The following is a 17,540-nucleotide window of genomic DNA, read 5'->3' as shown; positions in this document are numbered from 1 at the left end:
TTTATCGCCCGGTAAGCGCTGCGCCCCCGGGCTTTTTTACGAGCTCAAAACGTGAACACATTAGAACAAACAATTGGCAATACGCCTCTGGTGAAATTACAACGTCTGACGCCGGATAACGGTAGTGAAATTTGGGTTAAGCTGGAAGGCAATAATCCCGCGGGTTCGGTGAAAGACCGGGCCGCGCTGTCGATGATCGTCGAAGCGGAAAAACGTGGAGAAATTAAGCCTGGTGATGTGTTGATCGAGGCAACCAGCGGTAATACCGGGATTGCGCTGGCGATGATCGCCGCGCTGAAAGGCTATCGCATGAAGCTGCTGATGCCAGATAACATGAGTCAGGAACGCCGTGCGGCGATGCGGGCTTACGGGGCTGAACTGATACTGGTGACCAAAGAGCAGGGAATGGAAGGGGCGCGCGATTTAGCGCTGGAAATGGCACAACGTGGCGAAGGTAAGTTGCTCGATCAGTTTAACAATCCTGATAACCCGTATGCGCATTACACCACAACCGGCCCGGAAATCTGGCAGCAAACGTCCGGACGTATTACCCATTTTGTCTCCAGCATGGGCACGACCGGCACCATTACCGGCGTATCTCGTTTTCTGCGCGAGCAGGAAAAACCGGTTACCATCGTTGGCCTGCAGCCGGAAGAGGGCAGCAGTATTCCGGGGATTCGTCGTTGGCCTGCGGAGTATATGCCGGGCATTTTTAACGCCTCGCTGGTGGATGAGGTGCTGGATATTCATCAGAATGATGCAGAAAACACCATGCGCGCGCTGGCGGTGAAAGAGGGGGTGTTTTGCGGCGTCAGTTCCGGCGGCGCGGTAGCCGGAGCGATTCGCGTGGCCGAACAAAATCCGGGAGCGGTGGTGGTGGCGATCATCTGCGATCGCGGCGATCGCTACCTTTCGACCGGCGTGTTTGGCGAAGAGCACTTTAACCAGGGATCAGGGATTTAGTTTGTAGGCCTGATAAGCATAGCGCCATCAGGCAAACGTACGGCACGATCGCCGGATGACGACGTAAAGCGTCTTATCCGGCCTGCCATAATCAATCGTTACGTTTTTCCACCAGCTTATCAAGGAACTGCCACAGCTTCTCATTCATCTGCTGATAATCCCATGCGCGCATCTCTTCAACAGAACGGATGAAACGCTTCCCTTTGGCTTCGGCTAACTCCTGCTCAGAGTGCTGAATTAATCCTTCAACCGCTTCGGCGGTAAATTCCATATGGCACTGAAAACCATAGACAAAATTACCGTATTGCACGATTTGTCGTGGGCACCCCTCGCTTGTGGCAAGAATTGTCGCCTGGTCGGTTAATCCCGGCATATCGTTGTGCCAGTGACCGACCATCAGCGGCGATCCAAAGTGGGCGATCAGCGGGTGCGCTTTACCTGCTTCAGTCAGTGTAATGGGAAAATGACCAATCTCTTTTTCCGGGCTTTGACATACTTTCGCGCCCAGCGCTTCGCCAATGAGCTGTGAACCTAAGCAGATCCCCACCACAATTTTGCGTGCCGCAATCGCCTGGTTGATCAGGTGCTGTTCGGCCTGAGAGTCAAAATACGGGCACTCCGCCAGCGTGGTGCGTGGAGACTGCGGACCGCCAAAGACGACCAGCATGTCGAAGCCATCAGCATTGGCGGGAACCGATTCTCCGGCGTAAACCCGTGACCAGCTGATGGTATAGCCACGTGATTCGGCCCACGGCAGATACGCGCCAGCAGATTCAAAAGACTCATGAATAACAAAATGAACTCGCACTTTTTCTCTCCTGTTAGCGCTTTTGCGCCTGATGAATATCAGCCGCCAGCTTATGAATATCGTTGTCGTTTAAGGTCGACAGCGTAATGCGCAGACCGTGCGATGGTGTATTCACACCAAATACCTCGCCTTCGCGTACCAGCCAACCGGATTTTGCCAGGGCAAAAGCAAGTGATTGACTGTGGTGCGCCAGAGGCAGCCACAGATTCAGACCATCAGCGACGGGCAGATCAATGCCATATCCTCTGAGAGCGGTGGTCAGTTTTTGCTGCTGTGTTGCGTAAAACTGCTGAGTCTGCACCAGCTTATGTTGATACTCTTCGTCGCTCAGGCAGGCGCAGGCTAAATCCTGAAGCAGATGGCTGACCCACTGGCTACCGGAGTTGAGTCGTAACCGCAGTTTCGCTGAAGTGACCGGATCGCTGGCCACAATGGCCAGGCGTAAATCTGGTCCTAACGTTTTTGACATCGAGCGGACAACCGCCCAGTGCTTGGTTTCCTTCGCAATCACCGGATACCAGTGGCAAGCAGATAGCAGCGCAAAGTGGTCGTCGACGATCACCAGCGTCTGCGGATAGCGGGCCAGGATTTTTTGTATCCGGGCGGCGCGTGGGGCACTCAGGCTACATCCCGTTGGGTTGTGAGCCCGCGGCGTCAGGATCACCGCCCGCGCACCTCTTTGTAACGCAGCCTCCAGCATGTCGGGTTGCATGCCTTCGTTGTCTACGGTGACCGGGCTCGCTGAGAATCCCGCATAACGCAACATATTGATGCTACTTAAAAAGCAGGGATCTTCTACCGCGACGCTATCGCCCGGCAATAAATGGGCGCACAGTAGCCGTTCAATGGCATCAATAGCACCGCTGGTGATATCAATTTCCCCCACGCCAGGGAGGGCATCCTGCATCCAGCGTGTGGCCCAGGTTTTAAGCTCAGGCGATACGACGGCATCGCCATACAGACGTGGATTCTTATTTATTTGCGCGAAATAACGGCTGAGATCGGGGAGACAAGTTGGCGCAGGGTTACCGCCGGAAAGGTCGGTAAGCGGGGTATCCGGGTTTCCACCTTCCAGCGCAACGGGGGCAGAAATTTCTTTGATCACCGTGCCATTGCGTCCGAGGCTCTGCGCCAGTCCGGAGGTGACAAGGCGTTTATAAGCCGCCGCGACAGTATTACGGTTAACGTTCAATGCTGTTGCGAGTTCACGCACCGGTGGCAACGTTTCTCCTGCTGCCAACGTGCCTGTAGCGACATGTTGACGAATACTGTCAAAAATTTCGTTAGCGGTTTTTCCGTCGATCATTATTGACCTATGACAAAATGAATTTTAGCATATGACGATAATAGTGAGGCGTTAGCCCGCTGTCCAGCGAGAGGAGAGATTTATGGAGCAGGGGAGTGATATTCAGTCAGTGCTCTTCGACGACAAGCATCGGGCGTTACAAACCGATATTGTCGCCGTCCAGTCACAGGTGGTGTATGGCAGCGTAGGCAACAGTATCGCCGTCCCAGCCATCAAAGCGCAGGGATTACGCGTCACCGCGATCCCAACGGTGCTGTTCAGTAATACACCGCATTATGAGACCTTTTATGGTGGTGTTATCCCGGCCGACTGGTTTAGCGGCTATCTTCGCGCCTTAAATGAGCGCGATGCGTTACGTGAGCTAAAAGCGGTGACCACGGGGTATATGGGCAGTGCGGAACAAATCGCTCTGTTGGCACAGTGGCTGGAGACCGTTCGGGCTACCCACCCGGATCTGTGTATTCTGGTCGATCCGGTGATTGGCGATACGGACAGCGGCATGTACGTAAAGGCTGAAATACCGCAGGCGTATCGCAAACATCTGTTACCGCTGGCACAGGGACTGACGCCAAACGTGTTTGAGCTGCAGATATTGAGCGGTAAACCGTGTCGCACGCTGGATGAAGCGATATCGGCAGCCAAATCGCTGCTCACTGATACGCTGAAATGGGTGGTGATCACCAGCGCACCGGGAGAAACCGAGGAGGTCATTCAGGTTGCCGTTGTGACAGCTGAAACGGTTGAGGTGCTAGCCCATCCGCGGGTGAAAACGGACCTGAAGGGCACCGGCGATCTGTTCTGCGCTGAACTGGTGAGCGGTATCGTGCTGGGGAAACCACTCACTGCTGCCACGCATGACGCTGCACAGCGGGTGCTGGACGTGATGACGTGGACGCACCAGTGCGGTTGTGATGAATTAATTCTGCCACCGGCAGGGGAGTCGCGATGAAGAGTTACCGGCTGGTGGTTCGCCAGAATGGGCGTATGGTTGGACATTTTGACACCAGCGGGACAGAAGCGCTGGAAGATATCTGCGTGGCGCGGGCCATGTTTGGCATTGCGGGTGGTTACGACTGTGAGTTGTTGGTGGCGGATTCGGAACGACGGATGCTGGAAAGCGGACCGGAGGGCATGAAAATCCTGATGCGCGAAGCGTATTATCGACCGATGACCGCGCACATTTAATGGCGGATGAAGTGTATAAAAAAATGGCGCCAATCGGCGCCATTTTTCTCTGCGGCAAGAATTACTTCTTGATGCGGATAACCGGGGTTTCACCCACGGTCACGCTACCGGACAGTTTGATCAGTTCTTTGATTTCGTCCATGTTGGAGATAACAACCGGAGTCAGGGTAGACTTGGCTTTTTCTTCCAGCAGCGGCAGATCGAATTCAATAACCGGGTCGCCCACTTTCACGCGCTGACCTTCTTCAGCGATACGCTTGAAACCTTCGCCTTTCAGTTCAACGGTATCAATACCGAAGTGAACAAACAGCTCAATGCCGCTATCAGATTCGATAGAGAACGCATGGTTAGTTTCAAAGATTTTGCCGATGGTGCCATCTACAGGAGCAACCATTTTGTTACCGGTTGGTTTGATAGCAATACCATCACCAACGATTTTTTCAGCAAAAACTACATCCGGCACGTCTTCGATGTTGACGATCTCGCCAGAGAGCGGAGCAACAATCTCAATAGTTCCGGTGTCTTTCTTATCATCAGAAACCAGAGATTTCAGTTTATCGAACAAACCCATGATCTTCTCCTAAGCAGTAAATTGGGCCGCATCTCGTGGATTAGCAGATTGTTTTTTCTTCAATGAACTTGTTAACCAGCGTCATTAACTCGTCCGTTGTCGGTTGAGCAAGAGCCTGCTCTGCTAACACCTTCGCATCTTCGAAGTTCGTGTTACGGATAATCTTCTTAATGCGCGGGATAGAAATGGCGCTCATAGAGAATTCGTCCAGACCCATCCCCAGCAACAGAAGTGTAGCACGTTCGTCGCCTGCAAGCTCACCACACATGCCAGTCCATTTGCCTTCAGCATGAGAAGCATCAATAACTTGCTTGATAAGCGTCAGAACAGATGGCGACATCGGTTGGTAAAGGTGTGAAATCATATCATTACCACGGTCAACTGCCAGGGTGTACTGCGTTAAATCATTGGTACCGATACTAAAGAAATCAACTTCTTTGGCTAAATGACGCGCAATGGTTGCCGCAGCCGGTGTTTCCACCATCACGCCAATCTCAATGCTTTCGTCGAATGCTTTACCTTCGTCGCGCAGTTCCTGTTTGTAGATTTCGATCTCTTTGCGCAGTGCGCGCACTTCTTCAACAGAGATAATCATCGGGAACATGATGCGCAGTTTGCCGAAAGCAGAGGCACGCAGAATAGCGCGAACCTGGTCACGCAGGATCTCTTTACGATCCATCGCGATACGCACGGCACGCCAGCCCAGGAACGGGTTCTCTTCTTTCGGGAAATTCATGTACGGCAGTTCTTTATCGCCGCCAATGTCCATGGTACGGACGATAACCGCCTGAGAGCCACACGCTTCAGCAACGGCTTTATACGCAGCAAACTGTTCTTCTTCAGTTGGCAGCGATTCACGGTCCATGAACAGGAATTCGGTACGATACAGACCCACGCCTTCAGCGCCATTACGCTCAGCGCCTTCAACGTCACGAACGGTACCAATGTTGGCACACACTTCAACCTGATGTCCGTCCAGCGTGATAGCCGGCAGATCTTTCAGCTTAGCGAGTTCCGCTTTCTCGGTAGCAACCTGCTCCTGAACGGCACGCAGTTGTTCGATAACGTCGTTAGTTGGGTTGACGTAAACCTGATTGTTTACGGCATCCAGAATCAGATAGTCGTCGTTTTTCACCTGAGAGGTGACGCTACCAGTACCGACGATGGCAGGCAGTTCCAAAGAACGCGCCATGATTGAGGTATGGGAGGTACGTCCACCTGCGTCAGTGATGAAACCCAGCACCTTCTCGAGGTTCAGCTGTGCAGTTTCTGACGGGGTCAAGTCAGCGGCAACCAGGATAACTTCCTCCTGGATAGCGCTCAGGTCGATAATTGCCAGACCCAGGATGTTACGCAGCAGGCGTTTACCGATGTCACGTACGTCAGCCGCACGTTCTTTCAGGTATTCATCATCCAGCTCTTCCAGGGCTGTGGCCTGACCTTCGATAATCTCATGCGCAGCGGCGTCAGCCGTCATGTGCTTATCTTTAATCAGGGCTATGATTTCCTGCTCCAGCTCCTCATCTTCGAGCAGCATAATATGCCCTTCAAAGATGGCTTCTTTTTCTTCACCGAATGTTTCACCAGCTTTGGTTTTGATCGCTTCCAGTTGCGCAGATGCCTTGGCACGACCGCTCAGAAAACGTTCAACTTCCTGATCAACCTTGTCGGCAGAAATTTTTTTCCGGTCAATGACGATTTCGTCTTCTTTCAGCAGCAGTGCCTTGCCGAAAGCGATACCCGGGGATGCTAAAATGCCTGAAATCATAACCCTACCTTACTTGTGACTGATATTTAAAAGAACTCGTTGAACTTACTCGAGTTCAGCCATCAGTTTAACCAGATGCTCAACTGCTTTCTGCTCGTCTTCGCCTTCTGCGGAAAGGGTAACAACGGTGCCCTGAGTCAGGCCCAGAGTCTGCAGCTTAAACAGGCTTTTTGCGCTAGCGCTTTTGCCGTTGGAAGTCACAGTGATTTCAGACGTAAAGCCTTTTGCTTCTTTAACAAATTGAGCAGCAGGGCGAGTATGCAGACCGTTCGGAGCGGTAATGGTAACTTCTTGCTGGAACATTATATTTCCCCAACTTATAGGTTTAGTGTTGTGGAACTAAAGTCTAGCCTGGCGGTTCAACTTTAGCCTGTATTGTTAGCGTCGACGTAAACAGGACGCGACACAAAAGGAGTTCGGTGCAATCCGTTGCTGGCAACTTCTTGCCGCTGACGTTTCGTTCGTCATTAAACATTATGCCGCGAAAGGAAGAGTTGAACCAAATCATAAAATCGATTCAGCTAGCGCTTTTCCTGTAACGATTAATTTCGCGCATCAAAATAATTAGTTTGGTTAAATACCAGTTCCGGCGGGCTGAATCAATGCCAGGTGGGTTGAAACTTTGAAGCAGGCCACAAAAAAGCACCCAAAAGGGTGCTTTTTTACGCGTTTTTAACATGCTGGCATTACTGTTGCAGTTCTTTCTCAGTGAAGAGATCGGCAAACAGTGCTGTGCTCAGATAACGCTCACCCGATGACGGTAGAATAACCACTATATTCTTATTGGTAAAGGTTTCATCTTCCTGCAGCTTAAGCGCGGCAGCAACGGCAGCACCTGAAGAGATACCTGCCAGAATACCTTCTTCTTCCATCAGGCGACGCGCAGTAGAGATTGCTTCATCATTGGTGATAGCGACGACTTTATCGATAAGTTTCAGATCAAGGTTGCCTGGAATGAAGCCTGCACCGATGCCCTGAATTTTATGTGGACCTGGTTTAAGTTCTTCACCCGCCAGCGCCTGGGCGATAACCGGAGAGTCTGTCGGCTCAACGGCAACGGTGATGAGGTCCGTTTTGCCCTTGGTCCCTTTAATGTAGCGAGTCACCCCGGTCAGCGTACCGCCGGTACCTACGCCAGAGATAAACACATCAACCTGACCATCGGTATCTTCCCAGATTTCCGGGCCGGTAGTTTTCTCGTGGATTTCCGGGTTAGCCGGGTTGCTGAATTGCTGAAGCAGCAGGAATTTTTCTGGGTCGCTGGCAACAATCTCTTCTGCCTTTTGAATCGCGCCCTTCATGCCTTTCGCGCCTTCGGTCAGCACCAGGTTTGCACCCAATGCCTTCAGCAACTTGCGACGCTCAATGCTCATGGTTTCTGGCATCGTCAGGGTGAGTTTGTAACCACGGGCGGCAGCAACGTAGGCCAGCGCGATCCCGGTGTTGCCGCTGGTTGGTTCGACCAACTCAACGCCCGGCTTCAGTACACCACGTTTTTCGGCATCCCAAATCATATTGGCACCGATACGGCATTTGACGCTGAAGCTCGGGTTACGTGACTCCACCTTCGCCAGAATGCGTCCGTTACCGATACGGTTCAGTCGAACCAGCGGCGTATGACCGATAGTCAGCGAGTTGTCTTCAAAAATCTTACTCATGGCCTGTCCTTAACTGTATGAAATTGGGATACCGCTTCAGCATACCTGTTGAGAAAGTATGGGGAAGTAAGGATTTAGCATATCTATATTCAGAAAGGAAATATTCGACGTCAGTATGGAATAAGGGACGGCATAAGCCCCCCCTGTTTTACACATTTTTGCATTACTTCCATAACGCGTGTTTAGCACGATAGCAGTCTACCCACATCGCCGTGGCACCACAAACCGCAACCGGCATGATGAACAGATTGAGCACCGGGATCATCGTAAACAGACTGGTTAGCGCACCGAACTGCATGTTGGTGACTTTGCGTGTGCGCAGGGCGATACGCATCTCTTTAAAGGGCACTTTGTGGTTGTCGAACGGATAATCACAATATTGAATAGCCAGCATCCACGCACTGAACAGGAACCACAGTACCGGGGCAACGGTCTGCCCCACGCCGGGGATAAAATAGAGGAGCAGTAACACAAAGGCGCGCGGGAGATACCACGCCAGCTTTTGCCATTCGCGCTTCATAATACGGGGCACATCTTTCATGATGCCAAGAACGCCAGTGTCAGGCGGTGTTGCACCTGTCAGGCGGGCTTCGAGTTGTTCTGCCAACAAGCCGTTAAACGGTGCGGCAATCCAGTTGGCGATGGTAGAGAACAGGTAGCCAAACACCAGTAGCACGGAGATCGTGACAATCGGCCATAGCAAATAGCTAAGCCACTGTAGCCAGTTCGGGACGTGGCTCATCAGCGCAGGGATCCAACTGTCCAGTTGCGTAAACAGCCACCAGAATGCGCCGCCCATTAGCAGAATATTCACCAGTAAAGGCAGGATAACAAAGCGACGAATTCCCGGTTGAGTGATGAGTTTCCATCCCTGAGAAAAGTAATAAAAACCGCTGCGAGGTACAACTGCAGATGATGAAACCATGGTCAGGACATACTCCTTGTTATATGAGCTCTGGTAAACTTTGCGTATCTTACCGGGTTGTTGAGCGTTAGGCTGTTCAGAAATGTTCGAAAAAACAGCAAAAAGCACGTTTTTATTCATCTTTATGCCGTGAAAGCCAAGAGTGCACTTGCACTTGGCGTAATCGGCAAATACTCTTAGTGAGTAAATGTTTGCCGTGGTGGCAAGGTGTTAGAACAACAGAGAATATAATGATGCAGGATTTGCGTCTGATATTAATCATTGTTGGCGCGATCGCCATAATCGCTTTACTGGTACATGGTTTCTGGACTAGCCGTAAAGAACGGTCTTCTATATTCCGCGATCGCCCACTGAAACGCATGAAGTCTAAACGTGATGACGAGGATTCCTACGACGACAACGTCGAGGAAGACGAAGGCGTGGGCGAAGTCCGCGTGCATCGTGTGAATCATGCTCCCGGCAGCGCTCAGGAACATGGTGTTCCTCCTCAGTCGCCGCAACACCAGTACCAGCCGCCTTATGCGTCTGCTCAGCCGCGTCAACACGCGCAGCAGCCTGCACAAGCGCCTGTACCGCCGCCGCATGTTCAGCAGCCGCCGCAGCCCGTACAACCGCAGCAGCCGGTGCAACATCAGCCTGTTCAGCAGCAACCTGCGCAGCAGCCGATGCAACATCAGCCCGTTGCGCCGCAGGTTCAGCAGCCCGCGCCACAACCTGCGCCACAGACCTTCCAGCCAGCAGAGCCTGTTGTTGAACAGCAACCGCAGCCTGAACCGGTTGTTGAAGAAGCGCCCGTAGCTGAAAAACCGCAGCGTAAAGAAGCGGTCATCATTATGAACGTTGCGGCGCATCACGGCAGCGAGCTCAACGGTGAAGTGTTGCTCAACAGCATTCAGCAGGCTGGTTTTAAATTTGGCGATATGAATATTTTCCATCGTCATCTCAGCCCGGATGGTAGTGGCCCGTCGCTGTTCAGTCTTGCCAATATGGTTAACCCAGGGACGTTTGACCCTGAGATGACCGGCGATTTCAGCACGCCGGGCGTCACTATCTTTATGCAGGTTCCGTCCTATGGTGACGAGCTGCAAAACTTCAAGCTGATGCTGCAGTCCGCACAGCACATTGCCGATGAAGTGGGCGGTGTGGTGCTCGACGATCAACGTCGTATGATGACGCCGCAGAAACTGCGCGAGTATCAGGACCGCATCCGCGAAGTTAAAGAATCTCGCGCCTGATTCTCCTTTGGCGTGACATCTCCTTGCTAAACCCCCGCCTGTCGGGGGTTTTTTATCATTGATGGTGCGATATGGAATCAATCGAACAACAACTGACAGAACTGCGAACCACGCTTCGCCATCATGAGTATCTCTACCATGTGATGGACGCGCCGGAAATTCCCGATGCGGAATACGATCGTCTGCTGCGCGAACTCCGCGAGCTGGAAGCGCAGCATCCGGACCTTATTACCCCTGACTCGCCAACCCAACGCGTTGGCGCCGCCCCGTTAACGGCGTTCAGTCAGATTCGCCATGAAGTGCCGATGCTGTCGCTGGATAACGTGTTTGATGAAGAGAGTTTTCTCGCCTTTAACAAGCGCGTACAGGACCGACTGAAGAGTACGGACAAACTAACCTGGTGCTGTGAGCTGAAGCTTGACGGACTGGCGGTGAGTATTCTCTATGAAAACGGCGTGCTGGTTAGCGCCGCAACGCGCGGCGATGGCACCACCGGGGAAGACATTACCTCGAACGTGCGCACCATCCGCGCGATCCCGTTAAAACTGCGTGGCGATAATATTCCGGCTCGCCTGGAAGTGCGCGGCGAAGTGTTTTTGCCGCAGGCCGGGTTTGAAAAAATCAACGAAGAAGCCCGCCGCACTGGCAACAAAGTGTTTGCTAACCCGCGTAATGCGGCGGCTGGGTCACTGCGTCAGCTCGATCCGCGTATTACAGCGAAGCGACCGCTTACTTTCTTCTGCTATGGCGTCGGCGTGCTGGAAGGCGGCGAACTGCCCGATACCCATCTGGGTCGCCTGCTGCAGTTTAAAGCGTGGGGCCTCCCGGTCAGCAACAGGGTAACGTTGTGCGACTCTCCGGAGGAAGTACTCGCTTACTATCATAAGGTTGAAGAAGACCGGCCAACGCTTGGATTCGATATTGACGGCGTGGTTGTCAAAGTTAACTCCATGGCGCTGCAGGAGCAACTGGGCTTTGTTGCCCGCGCACCGCGCTGGGCGGTAGCTTTTAAGTTCCCGGCGCAGGAACAGATGACTTTTGTTCGCGACGTTGAGTTTCAGGTCGGTCGTACCGGCGCGATTACGCCTGTCGCCCGCCTCGAGCCAGTGCAGGTGGCTGGTGTGCTGGTGAGTAACGCAACGCTGCATAACGCTGACGAAATCGAGCGGCTGGGTTTGCGTATTGGCGACAAAGTTGTTATTCGCCGTGCGGGCGATGTCATCCCGCAGGTGGTGAACGTCGTACTCTCCGAACGCCCGGAAGATACGCGCGAAATCGAGTTTCCCACCCACTGTCCGGTATGCAACTCTGACGTTGAGCGTGTGGAAGGCGAAGCCGTTACTCGCTGCACTGGCGGTTTAATCTGTGGTGCGCAACGTAAAGAGTCACTCAAACACTTCGTTTCCCGTCGTGCTCTGGATGTTGACGGTATGGGCGACAAAATTATCGATCAACTGGTCGAGAAAGAGTACGTGCACACACCAGCGGATCTGTTCACGCTGACCGCCGGTAAGCTGACCGGCCTCGATCGTATGGGGCCGAAGTCGGCGCAAAACGTAGTGAATGCGCTGGAAAAAGCGAAAGAGACCACGTTTGCCCGTTTCCTCTATGCGCTGGGCATTCGAGAAGTCGGCGAAGCCACGGCTGCAGGTCTGGCTGCATATTTCGGCACGCTCGACGCGCTGGAAGCCGCCTCTGTTGAAGAGCTGCAAAAAGTGCCGGATGTCGGCATCGTGGTGGCGACCCACGTGTTTAATTTCTTTGCCGAAGAGAGTAACCGCGAAGTGATCGTCCAGCTTTTGGAGCAGGGGATTCACTGGCCAGCGCCGGTGGTTATCAACGCTGAAGAAATCGACAGCCCGTTTGCCGGTAAAACGATTGTGCTGACCGGTAGCCTGAGCCTGATGTCACGCGATGACGCCAAAGCGCGTCTGACCGAGCTGGGGGCAAAAGTGGCCGGTAGCGTGTCGAAGAAAACCGATCTGGTGATTGCGGGGGAAGCGGCGGGCTCTAAACTGGCAAAAGCGCAGGAGTTGGGCATTGCCGTTATCGACGAAGCTGAAATGATCCGCTTGCTGGGTGCCTGAGATGGAAAAAGAGCAGCTGGTAGAGATCGCCAATACCGTCATGCCCTTTGGCAAATATAAAGGGCGTCGGCTGATTGATGTACCGGAAGAGTACCTGCTGTGGTTTGCCCGTAAGGATGAATTTCCGCCGGGCAAACTGGGTGAGCTGATGCAAATCACGCTGCTGATTAAAACCGAGGGGCTGACGCAGCTGGTTCAGCCCCTGAAACGCCCGCTTTAGGCCTTCGCGGCGCGGCTCTTCTGCTGCGCCTGCAGCGCGTCCGTCTGTTGTTTGTAGCGACGCGCCAGCACGGCGCACACCATCAGCTGAATTTGGTGGAAAATCATCAATGGCAGCACCATCATACCAATTACCGATGTCGGAAACAGGATGTTTGCCATGGGGATCCCGTTGGCCAGACTTTTCTTCGATCCGCAGAAGACAATAGTGATTTCATCAGCTTTGCTGAAACCGCATTTCCTCGCGACAAAGACGTTGATAGCAATCACGATTGCCAGCAATATGATGCTAACAACCACGATAAACAGCAGTGAACCGACCCCCACTTTGTGCCAGATCCCATTAACCACGGCCTCACTGAAGGCGGAGTAAACCACCAGTAAAATGGAAGATTGATCCGTTTTTGCGATCCATTTTTTATGTTTTGACACCCAGTTGCCAATCCACGGTCGCGAGAGATGCCCCAGCACGAACGGCAGCAGCAGCTGCAGCATGATTTTCCCCACCTGTTCCAGGCTGCCTTCTGCGCCATGCATATTCATGACCAGGCCTACCAGCAGCGGCGAAAGAAAGATACCCAACAGACTGGAGGCCGAAGCGGAACACACGGCGGCGGCAACGTTACCGCCTGCCATTGAGGTAAAGGCGATAGCCGACTGCACCGTGGCGGGCAAAATACACAGGTACAGGAATCCGGTGTACAGCATCGGGTCAACGTTGACGGGTGCCCACCAGGCGAACAGGACGCCCAGCACCGGGAAGACAACGAACGTGCTGCACATCACCCACAGATGCAAACGCCAGTGGCTACCGCCGGCAATAATCGCCTCACGAGAGAGTTTTGCGCCGTGCATAAAAAACAGCAGCGCAATGGCGGCGGTAGTTAAGCCTTCAAAGAAAGGCACAAAGCCACCTTCGGCCGGGAAAAACGACGCCAGTAAAACAACGGTAATCAGCGTTATCGTGAACGGATCAAGAATACGAAAAAGTTTCATAAAGACTCCTGAAATTCGGTAGCAACATTTTGCGTTTTTCCGTTTGAGAAATAAAATTGATTTATTGCATCTATATATGAATAGAATCGATGAATTATTCTTTGCGTCAATTACGTATCTTTGTCACCGTCGCTCAGGCCAAAAGTTTTAGCCGGGCGGGGGATATCATCGGCTTAAGCCAGTCGGCGGTCAGCCACAGCGTGAAAGAGCTGGAAGGGCAGACGGGTGTGCGGTTGTTAGATAGAACAACGCGGGAAGTGGTGCTGACGGAGGCGGGGCACCAGTTGGCGGCGAGGCTGGAACGTATTCTGGATGAACTGCACAGTACGCTGCGTGAAGCAGGCCAGGTGGGAACGCAGTTAACCGGTACGGTGCGGGTTGCTGCCAGCCAGACGATTTCCGCGCATCTCATTCCGCAGTGTATTGCGCAGAGCAACCAGCTTTATCCGGCAATCGATTTTGTCCTGCACGACAGGCCACAACAATGGGTACTGGAGAGTATTCGTCAGGGAGAGGTGGATTTTGGCATTGTGATTGACCCGGGCGCCGTGACCGACCTGCAATGTGAAGCCGTACTGTCCGAACCGTTCCTGCTGCTGTGTCGCCATGATCATCCGTTAGCCCAACGTGAGTGGGTAAACTGGCAGGATTTGTACCACGAACGTCTGGTGTTACAGGATTACGCTTCCGGCAGCCGACCGCTGATCGATGCGGCGCTGGCCCATTTTTCCATTGATGCCAATATTGTTCAGGAGATTGGTCATCCCGCCACGCTGTTCCCGATGGTTGAAGCGGGGATTGGCATCAGCGTGCTGCCCGCACTGGCGCTCCCCTTACCGCAGGGTAGCCACTTGCAGGTTAAGCGCCTGACGCCTGTTGTGGAACGACAACTGATGTTGGCGCGGCGCAAAAATCGCTCTCTCTCAACCGCCGCTCAGGCATTGTGGGACGTGGTGCGTATGCAGGCCAGTGAATTAACCGCCGGTCGTGCCCGCGATCCGTTGTATCAGATATAAATATCGACCTGATGTTGGTCGGAAGCCGTGTTGATGCCCTCAGCTTTTCTCTGATCGGCGCTTTGCTTTTGCTGCGACTCCTCGGCCTGCCGACGCAACAATTGATCCAACTGGGCTTGTAACATCTTGATTTGGGTCTGAATAAGTTCCTGCTGCTCGCGTTTCTGCTCAATAGTGCCACCGCTGTTGGGGATATCTTTGAGCTGCTGGGTTAGCTTGGTTATCTTTTGGGTGATTTGCGCAATCTGTGCGGAGATATCATTCCCGGCTGGTGCTTTTCCGCCGCTACTGCTTTGAACAGTTGGGGTGGAAACGTTGATAGTTGTCATACGGATTCCTCACGCCATAAAACATGAGTATCGGCATTAGTGAACAGAACTTCAGCGACAATACGGCCGAGCAGAGTTTAATAATAAAAATCCCAAATCTGCATGTATCTCTATTTCTGTGCCATTTCTGGCCCGAAAAAAATGTGATTTCAGGCTGGTTTAGTGCGACTCATCCATACCGATTTACTATCGGTTGTCGGGATAAACGGTATTGGTAATCGATTGCGTAGTCTCGCTATAACAGTGCGGTACGCGACATTATTTTCGACTACTCAGTATTAAGGACATCTCATGAGTCACTCTCTTTTCTCGCAAAATCCCTGGTACAGCGCCGACATCATTCGTAGTTGCAAACCCGATTTCACGCCGCGCGTAGCCTTTATTCTTGGCTCAGGCCTCGGCGCGTTGGCGGATCAAATCGAGGATGCAGTGGCCATCTCTTACGAGAAATTGCCGGGATTCCCTGTCAGTACCGTACATGGTCATGCCGGTGAGCTGGTGCTGGGAAATCTGGCCGGTATTCCAGTGGCCTGTATGAAAGGGCGTGGGCATTTTTATGAAGGTCGTGGCATGACGGTGATGACCGATGCCATTCGCACACTGAAGCTGCTGGGCTGTGAACTGTTATTTTGTACCAATGCCGCAGGTTCTTTGCGCCCCGAAGTCGGGCCAGGTAGTCTGGTTGCGCTTAGCGATCACATCAATACGATGCCGGGTACACCGATGGTGGGACTTAACGATGAGCGTTTTGGCGAGCGATTCTTTTCGCTGGCGAATGCCTATGATGCTGACTATCGTGCAATCCTGCAAACCGTTGCCGCAGAAGAAGGGTTTCCGCTGAGCGAAGGCGTATTTGTCTCTTATCCGGGGCCAAACTTTGAAACCGCGGCAGAAATCCGCATGATGCAAATCATTGGTGGCGATGTGGTGGGGATGTCGGTGGTGCCTGAGGTTATCTCTGCGCGCCACTGCGGTCTGAAAGTGGTTGCGGTGGCTGCCATCACCAACCTGGCGGAAGGTTTGGGGGATGTGAAGTTATCTCACGCGCAGACGCTGGCGGCAGCGGAACTCTCACAGCAGAATTTTATCAATCTGATCTGCGGCTTTTTGCGCAAACTGGCCTGAATAATTAAAACATGACCTCGCTTGCGGGGTCTTACTTTTTTGGCAAGGAACGGAAAAATGGGTATCGCATCTCGCTTAAAGCTCATGTCGTTTTTGCAATATTTTATCTGGGGTAGCTGGCTGGTTACCCTGGGTTCTTACATGATTAACACCCTGGATTTTACCGGCGCGAATGTGGGTATGGTCTACAGCTCGAAAGGGCTGGCAGCGATTATTATGCCGGGCATTATGGGAATCATCGCCGATAAGTGGCTGCGTGCCGAGCGCGCTTATATGCTGTGTCACCTGGTGTGTGCTGGCGTGTTGCTGTACGCCACAACCGTTACCGATCCACAGACCATGTTCTGGGTGATGTTGGTTAACGCGATGGCGTATATGCCGACGATTGCGTTATCGAACAGCGTTTCATATTCATGCCTTGCACAATCGGGTCAGGATCCGGCCACCGCGTTCCCGCCAATTCGTGTATTTGGCACGATTGGTTTTATTGTGGCGATGTGGACGGTCAGCTTAATGGGGCTGGAGCTGAGCAGCGCGCAGCTGTATATCGCTTCAGGCGCATCGCTGCTGCTGGCTCTGTATGCGCTGACGTTGCCGAAAATACCGGTTGCGGAGAAAAAAGAATCCGCCACGCTGGCCAGTAAGCTGGGGCTGGATGCGTTTGTTTTGTTTAAAAATCCGCGCATGGCAATTTTCTTTTTGTTTGCCATGATGCTGGGGGCGGTGCTGCAAATTACCAACGTCTTTGGTAATCCGTTCCTGCATGATTTCGCCCGTAACCCTGAGTTTGCCAACAGCTTTGTGGTGAAATATCCCTCCATTTTGCTGTCGGTTTCTCAGATGGCGGAAGTGGGCTTTATCCTCACTATCCCGTTCTTCCTCAAACGTTTTGGCATCAAAACGGTGATGCTGATGAGCATGCTGGCGTGGACGCTGCGCTTTGGCTTCTTTGCCTTTGGCGATCCGTCCCCGTTTGGCTTTGTGTTGCTGCTTATGTCGATGATCGTTTACGGCTGCGCGTTTGATTTCTTCAACATCTCCGGGTCGGTATTTGTCGAGCAGGAAGTTGACTCAAGCATTCGCGCCAGCGCCCAGGGGCTGTTTATGACGATGGTAAATGGCATTGGCGCATGGGTGGGTTCAATCCTGAGCGGGATGGCGGTGGACTATTTTTCTGTCGATGGCGTCAAGGATTGGCAAACTATCTGGCTGGTGTTTGCCGCTTACGCGCTGGTCCTGGCGGTTATCTTTGCATTGTTCTTTAAATATAAGCATGAGCCTGAACGACTGGCGCAGAAATCACCGGCACATTAATGCTCCTTTAGCGGCGGGTTCTGATACCCGCCGTT

At 52.7% G+C, this 17,540-nt stretch carries 18 protein-coding genes; 9 read left to right on the top strand and 9 right to left on the bottom strand.

Features of this window, described 5'->3' with window-relative positions; genetic code table 11:
- Positions 1–51 precede the first annotated feature (51 nt).
- A complete protein-coding gene (gene cysM, locus AL515_RS17480) occupies positions 52–963 on the top strand; it encodes a cysteine synthase CysM (RefSeq protein ID WP_061068303.1) in 912 nt (303 codons plus the stop codon).
- A gap of 91 nt (positions 964–1,054) precedes the next feature.
- Here cysM and AL515_RS17475 read toward each other — a convergent pair whose 3' ends face one another.
- Entirely contained in the window at positions 1,055–1,771 is a 717-nt protein-coding gene (locus AL515_RS17475; protein ID WP_061068302.1) for a type 1 glutamine amidotransferase, read from the bottom strand.
- Positions 1,772–1,784: 13 nt separating this feature from the next.
- Positions 1,785–3,077, bottom strand: a complete 1,293-nt coding sequence (gene ptsJ / locus AL515_RS17470) for a MocR-like B6 salvage transcription factor PtsJ (RefSeq protein WP_061068301.1) — start codon at positions 3,075–3,077, stop codon at positions 1,785–1,787.
- An 82-nt stretch (positions 3,078–3,159) separates the two neighbouring features.
- Here ptsJ and pdxK point away from each other — a divergent pair, with 82 nt between their 5' ends.
- Together pdxK and AL515_RS17460 are read left to right on the top strand one after the other, a co-directional pair.
- On the top strand, positions 3,160–4,026 hold the full coding sequence (gene pdxK / locus AL515_RS17465; RefSeq protein ID WP_061068300.1) for a pyridoxine/pyridoxal/pyridoxamine kinase: 867 nt from the start codon (positions 3,160–3,162) through the stop codon (positions 4,024–4,026).
- The gene (locus tag AL515_RS17460) at positions 4,023–4,262 is read left to right on the top strand and encodes a hypothetical protein (RefSeq protein ID WP_048210984.1); all 240 of its coding nucleotides are present in this window, start codon (positions 4,023–4,025) and stop codon (positions 4,260–4,262) included. The genes pdxK and AL515_RS17460 overlap by 4 nt, the downstream gene beginning before the upstream one ends.
- Before the next feature lie 61 nt (positions 4,263–4,323).
- Here the strand turns inward: AL515_RS17460 and crr are convergent, their stop codons facing one another.
- The 5 genes from crr to cysZ form a co-directional block, all read right to left on the bottom strand.
- Complete coding sequence (crr, locus tag AL515_RS17455; protein ID WP_000522253.1) at positions 4,324–4,833, bottom strand: PTS glucose transporter subunit IIA; 510 nt, start codon at positions 4,831–4,833, stop codon at positions 4,324–4,326.
- A gap of 40 nt (positions 4,834–4,873) precedes the next feature.
- Complete coding sequence (gene ptsI / locus AL515_RS17450; RefSeq protein ID WP_005121951.1) at positions 4,874–6,601, bottom strand: phosphoenolpyruvate-protein phosphotransferase PtsI; 1,728 nt, start codon at positions 6,599–6,601, stop codon at positions 4,874–4,876.
- 45 nt (positions 6,602–6,646) lie between these two features.
- Complete coding sequence (ptsH, locus tag AL515_RS17445) at positions 6,647–6,904, bottom strand: phosphocarrier protein Hpr (RefSeq protein WP_002913505.1); 258 nt, start codon at positions 6,902–6,904, stop codon at positions 6,647–6,649.
- A 383-nt stretch (positions 6,905–7,287) separates the two neighbouring features.
- Positions 7,288–8,259, bottom strand: coding sequence for a cysteine synthase A (cysK, locus tag AL515_RS17440; RefSeq protein WP_003038091.1), 972 nt, complete (start codon positions 8,257–8,259; stop codon positions 7,288–7,290).
- A 163-nt stretch (positions 8,260–8,422) separates the two neighbouring features.
- The gene (gene cysZ, locus AL515_RS17435) at positions 8,423–9,184 is read right to left on the bottom strand and encodes a sulfate transporter CysZ (RefSeq protein ID WP_086523404.1); all 762 of its coding nucleotides are present in this window, start codon (positions 9,182–9,184) and stop codon (positions 8,423–8,425) included.
- A gap of 230 nt (positions 9,185–9,414) precedes the next feature.
- On the opposite strand from cysZ, the gene zipA reads away from it, so the two are divergent.
- The 3 genes from zipA to AL515_RS17420 all read left to right on the top strand — a co-directional run bounded on the left by zipA (position 9,415) and on the right by AL515_RS17420 (position 12,726).
- A complete protein-coding gene (gene zipA / locus AL515_RS17430) occupies positions 9,415–10,419 on the top strand; it encodes a cell division protein ZipA (protein WP_061068299.1) in 1,005 nt (334 codons plus the stop codon).
- A gap of 71 nt (positions 10,420–10,490) precedes the next feature.
- Positions 10,491–12,506: an NAD-dependent DNA ligase LigA gene (ligA, locus tag AL515_RS17425; protein WP_061068298.1), complete on the top strand. Its 2,016-nt coding sequence runs from the start codon at positions 10,491–10,493 to the stop codon at positions 12,504–12,506.
- A gap of 1 nt (position 12,507) precedes the next feature.
- Positions 12,508–12,726 carry a DUF3820 family protein gene (locus AL515_RS17420; protein ID WP_003038102.1) on the top strand — a complete coding sequence of 73 codons (219 nt, stop codon included), beginning with the start codon at positions 12,508–12,510 and terminating at the stop codon, positions 12,724–12,726.
- On the opposite strand, the gene AL515_RS17415 is transcribed toward AL515_RS17420, so the two are convergent.
- Entirely contained in the window at positions 12,723–13,721 is a 999-nt protein-coding gene (locus AL515_RS17415) for a bile acid:sodium symporter family protein (protein WP_061068297.1), read from the bottom strand. The genes AL515_RS17420 and AL515_RS17415 overlap by 4 nt on opposite strands.
- A gap of 89 nt (positions 13,722–13,810) precedes the next feature.
- Between AL515_RS17415 and AL515_RS17410 the strand changes: the two genes are divergently transcribed.
- Positions 13,811–14,737, top strand: a complete 927-nt coding sequence (locus AL515_RS17410) for a LysR family transcriptional regulator (RefSeq protein ID WP_048210991.1) — start codon at positions 13,811–13,813, stop codon at positions 14,735–14,737.
- Here AL515_RS17410 and AL515_RS17405 read toward each other — a convergent pair.
- A complete protein-coding gene (locus AL515_RS17405; RefSeq protein WP_061068296.1) occupies positions 14,728–15,066 on the bottom strand; it encodes a FlxA-like family protein in 339 nt (112 codons plus the stop codon). The two genes, AL515_RS17410 and AL515_RS17405, sit on opposite strands and share 10 nt — an antisense overlap.
- 291 nt (positions 15,067–15,357) lie before the next feature.
- Between AL515_RS17405 and xapA the strand changes: the two genes are divergently transcribed.
- Together xapA and AL515_RS17395 are read left to right on the top strand one after the other, a co-directional pair.
- Positions 15,358–16,191 carry a xanthosine phosphorylase gene (xapA, locus tag AL515_RS17400; RefSeq protein ID WP_048210993.1) on the top strand — a complete coding sequence of 278 codons (834 nt, stop codon included), beginning with the start codon at positions 15,358–15,360 and terminating at the stop codon, positions 16,189–16,191.
- Positions 16,192–16,248: 57 nt separating this feature from the next.
- Positions 16,249–17,505, top strand: a complete 1,257-nt coding sequence (locus AL515_RS17395) for a nucleoside permease (protein ID WP_061068295.1) — start codon at positions 16,249–16,251, stop codon at positions 17,503–17,505.
- Positions 17,506–17,540 lie beyond the last annotated feature (35 nt).

Origin of the sequence: Citrobacter sp. FDAARGOS_156 (assembly GCF_001559235.2) — a bacterium.
Lineage (GTDB): Bacteria > Pseudomonadota > Gammaproteobacteria > Enterobacterales > Enterobacteriaceae > Citrobacter > Citrobacter youngae.
The sequence above is the reverse complement of the archived record's forward strand: the minus strand, read 5'-3'. Positions and strand labels throughout refer to the sequence as shown.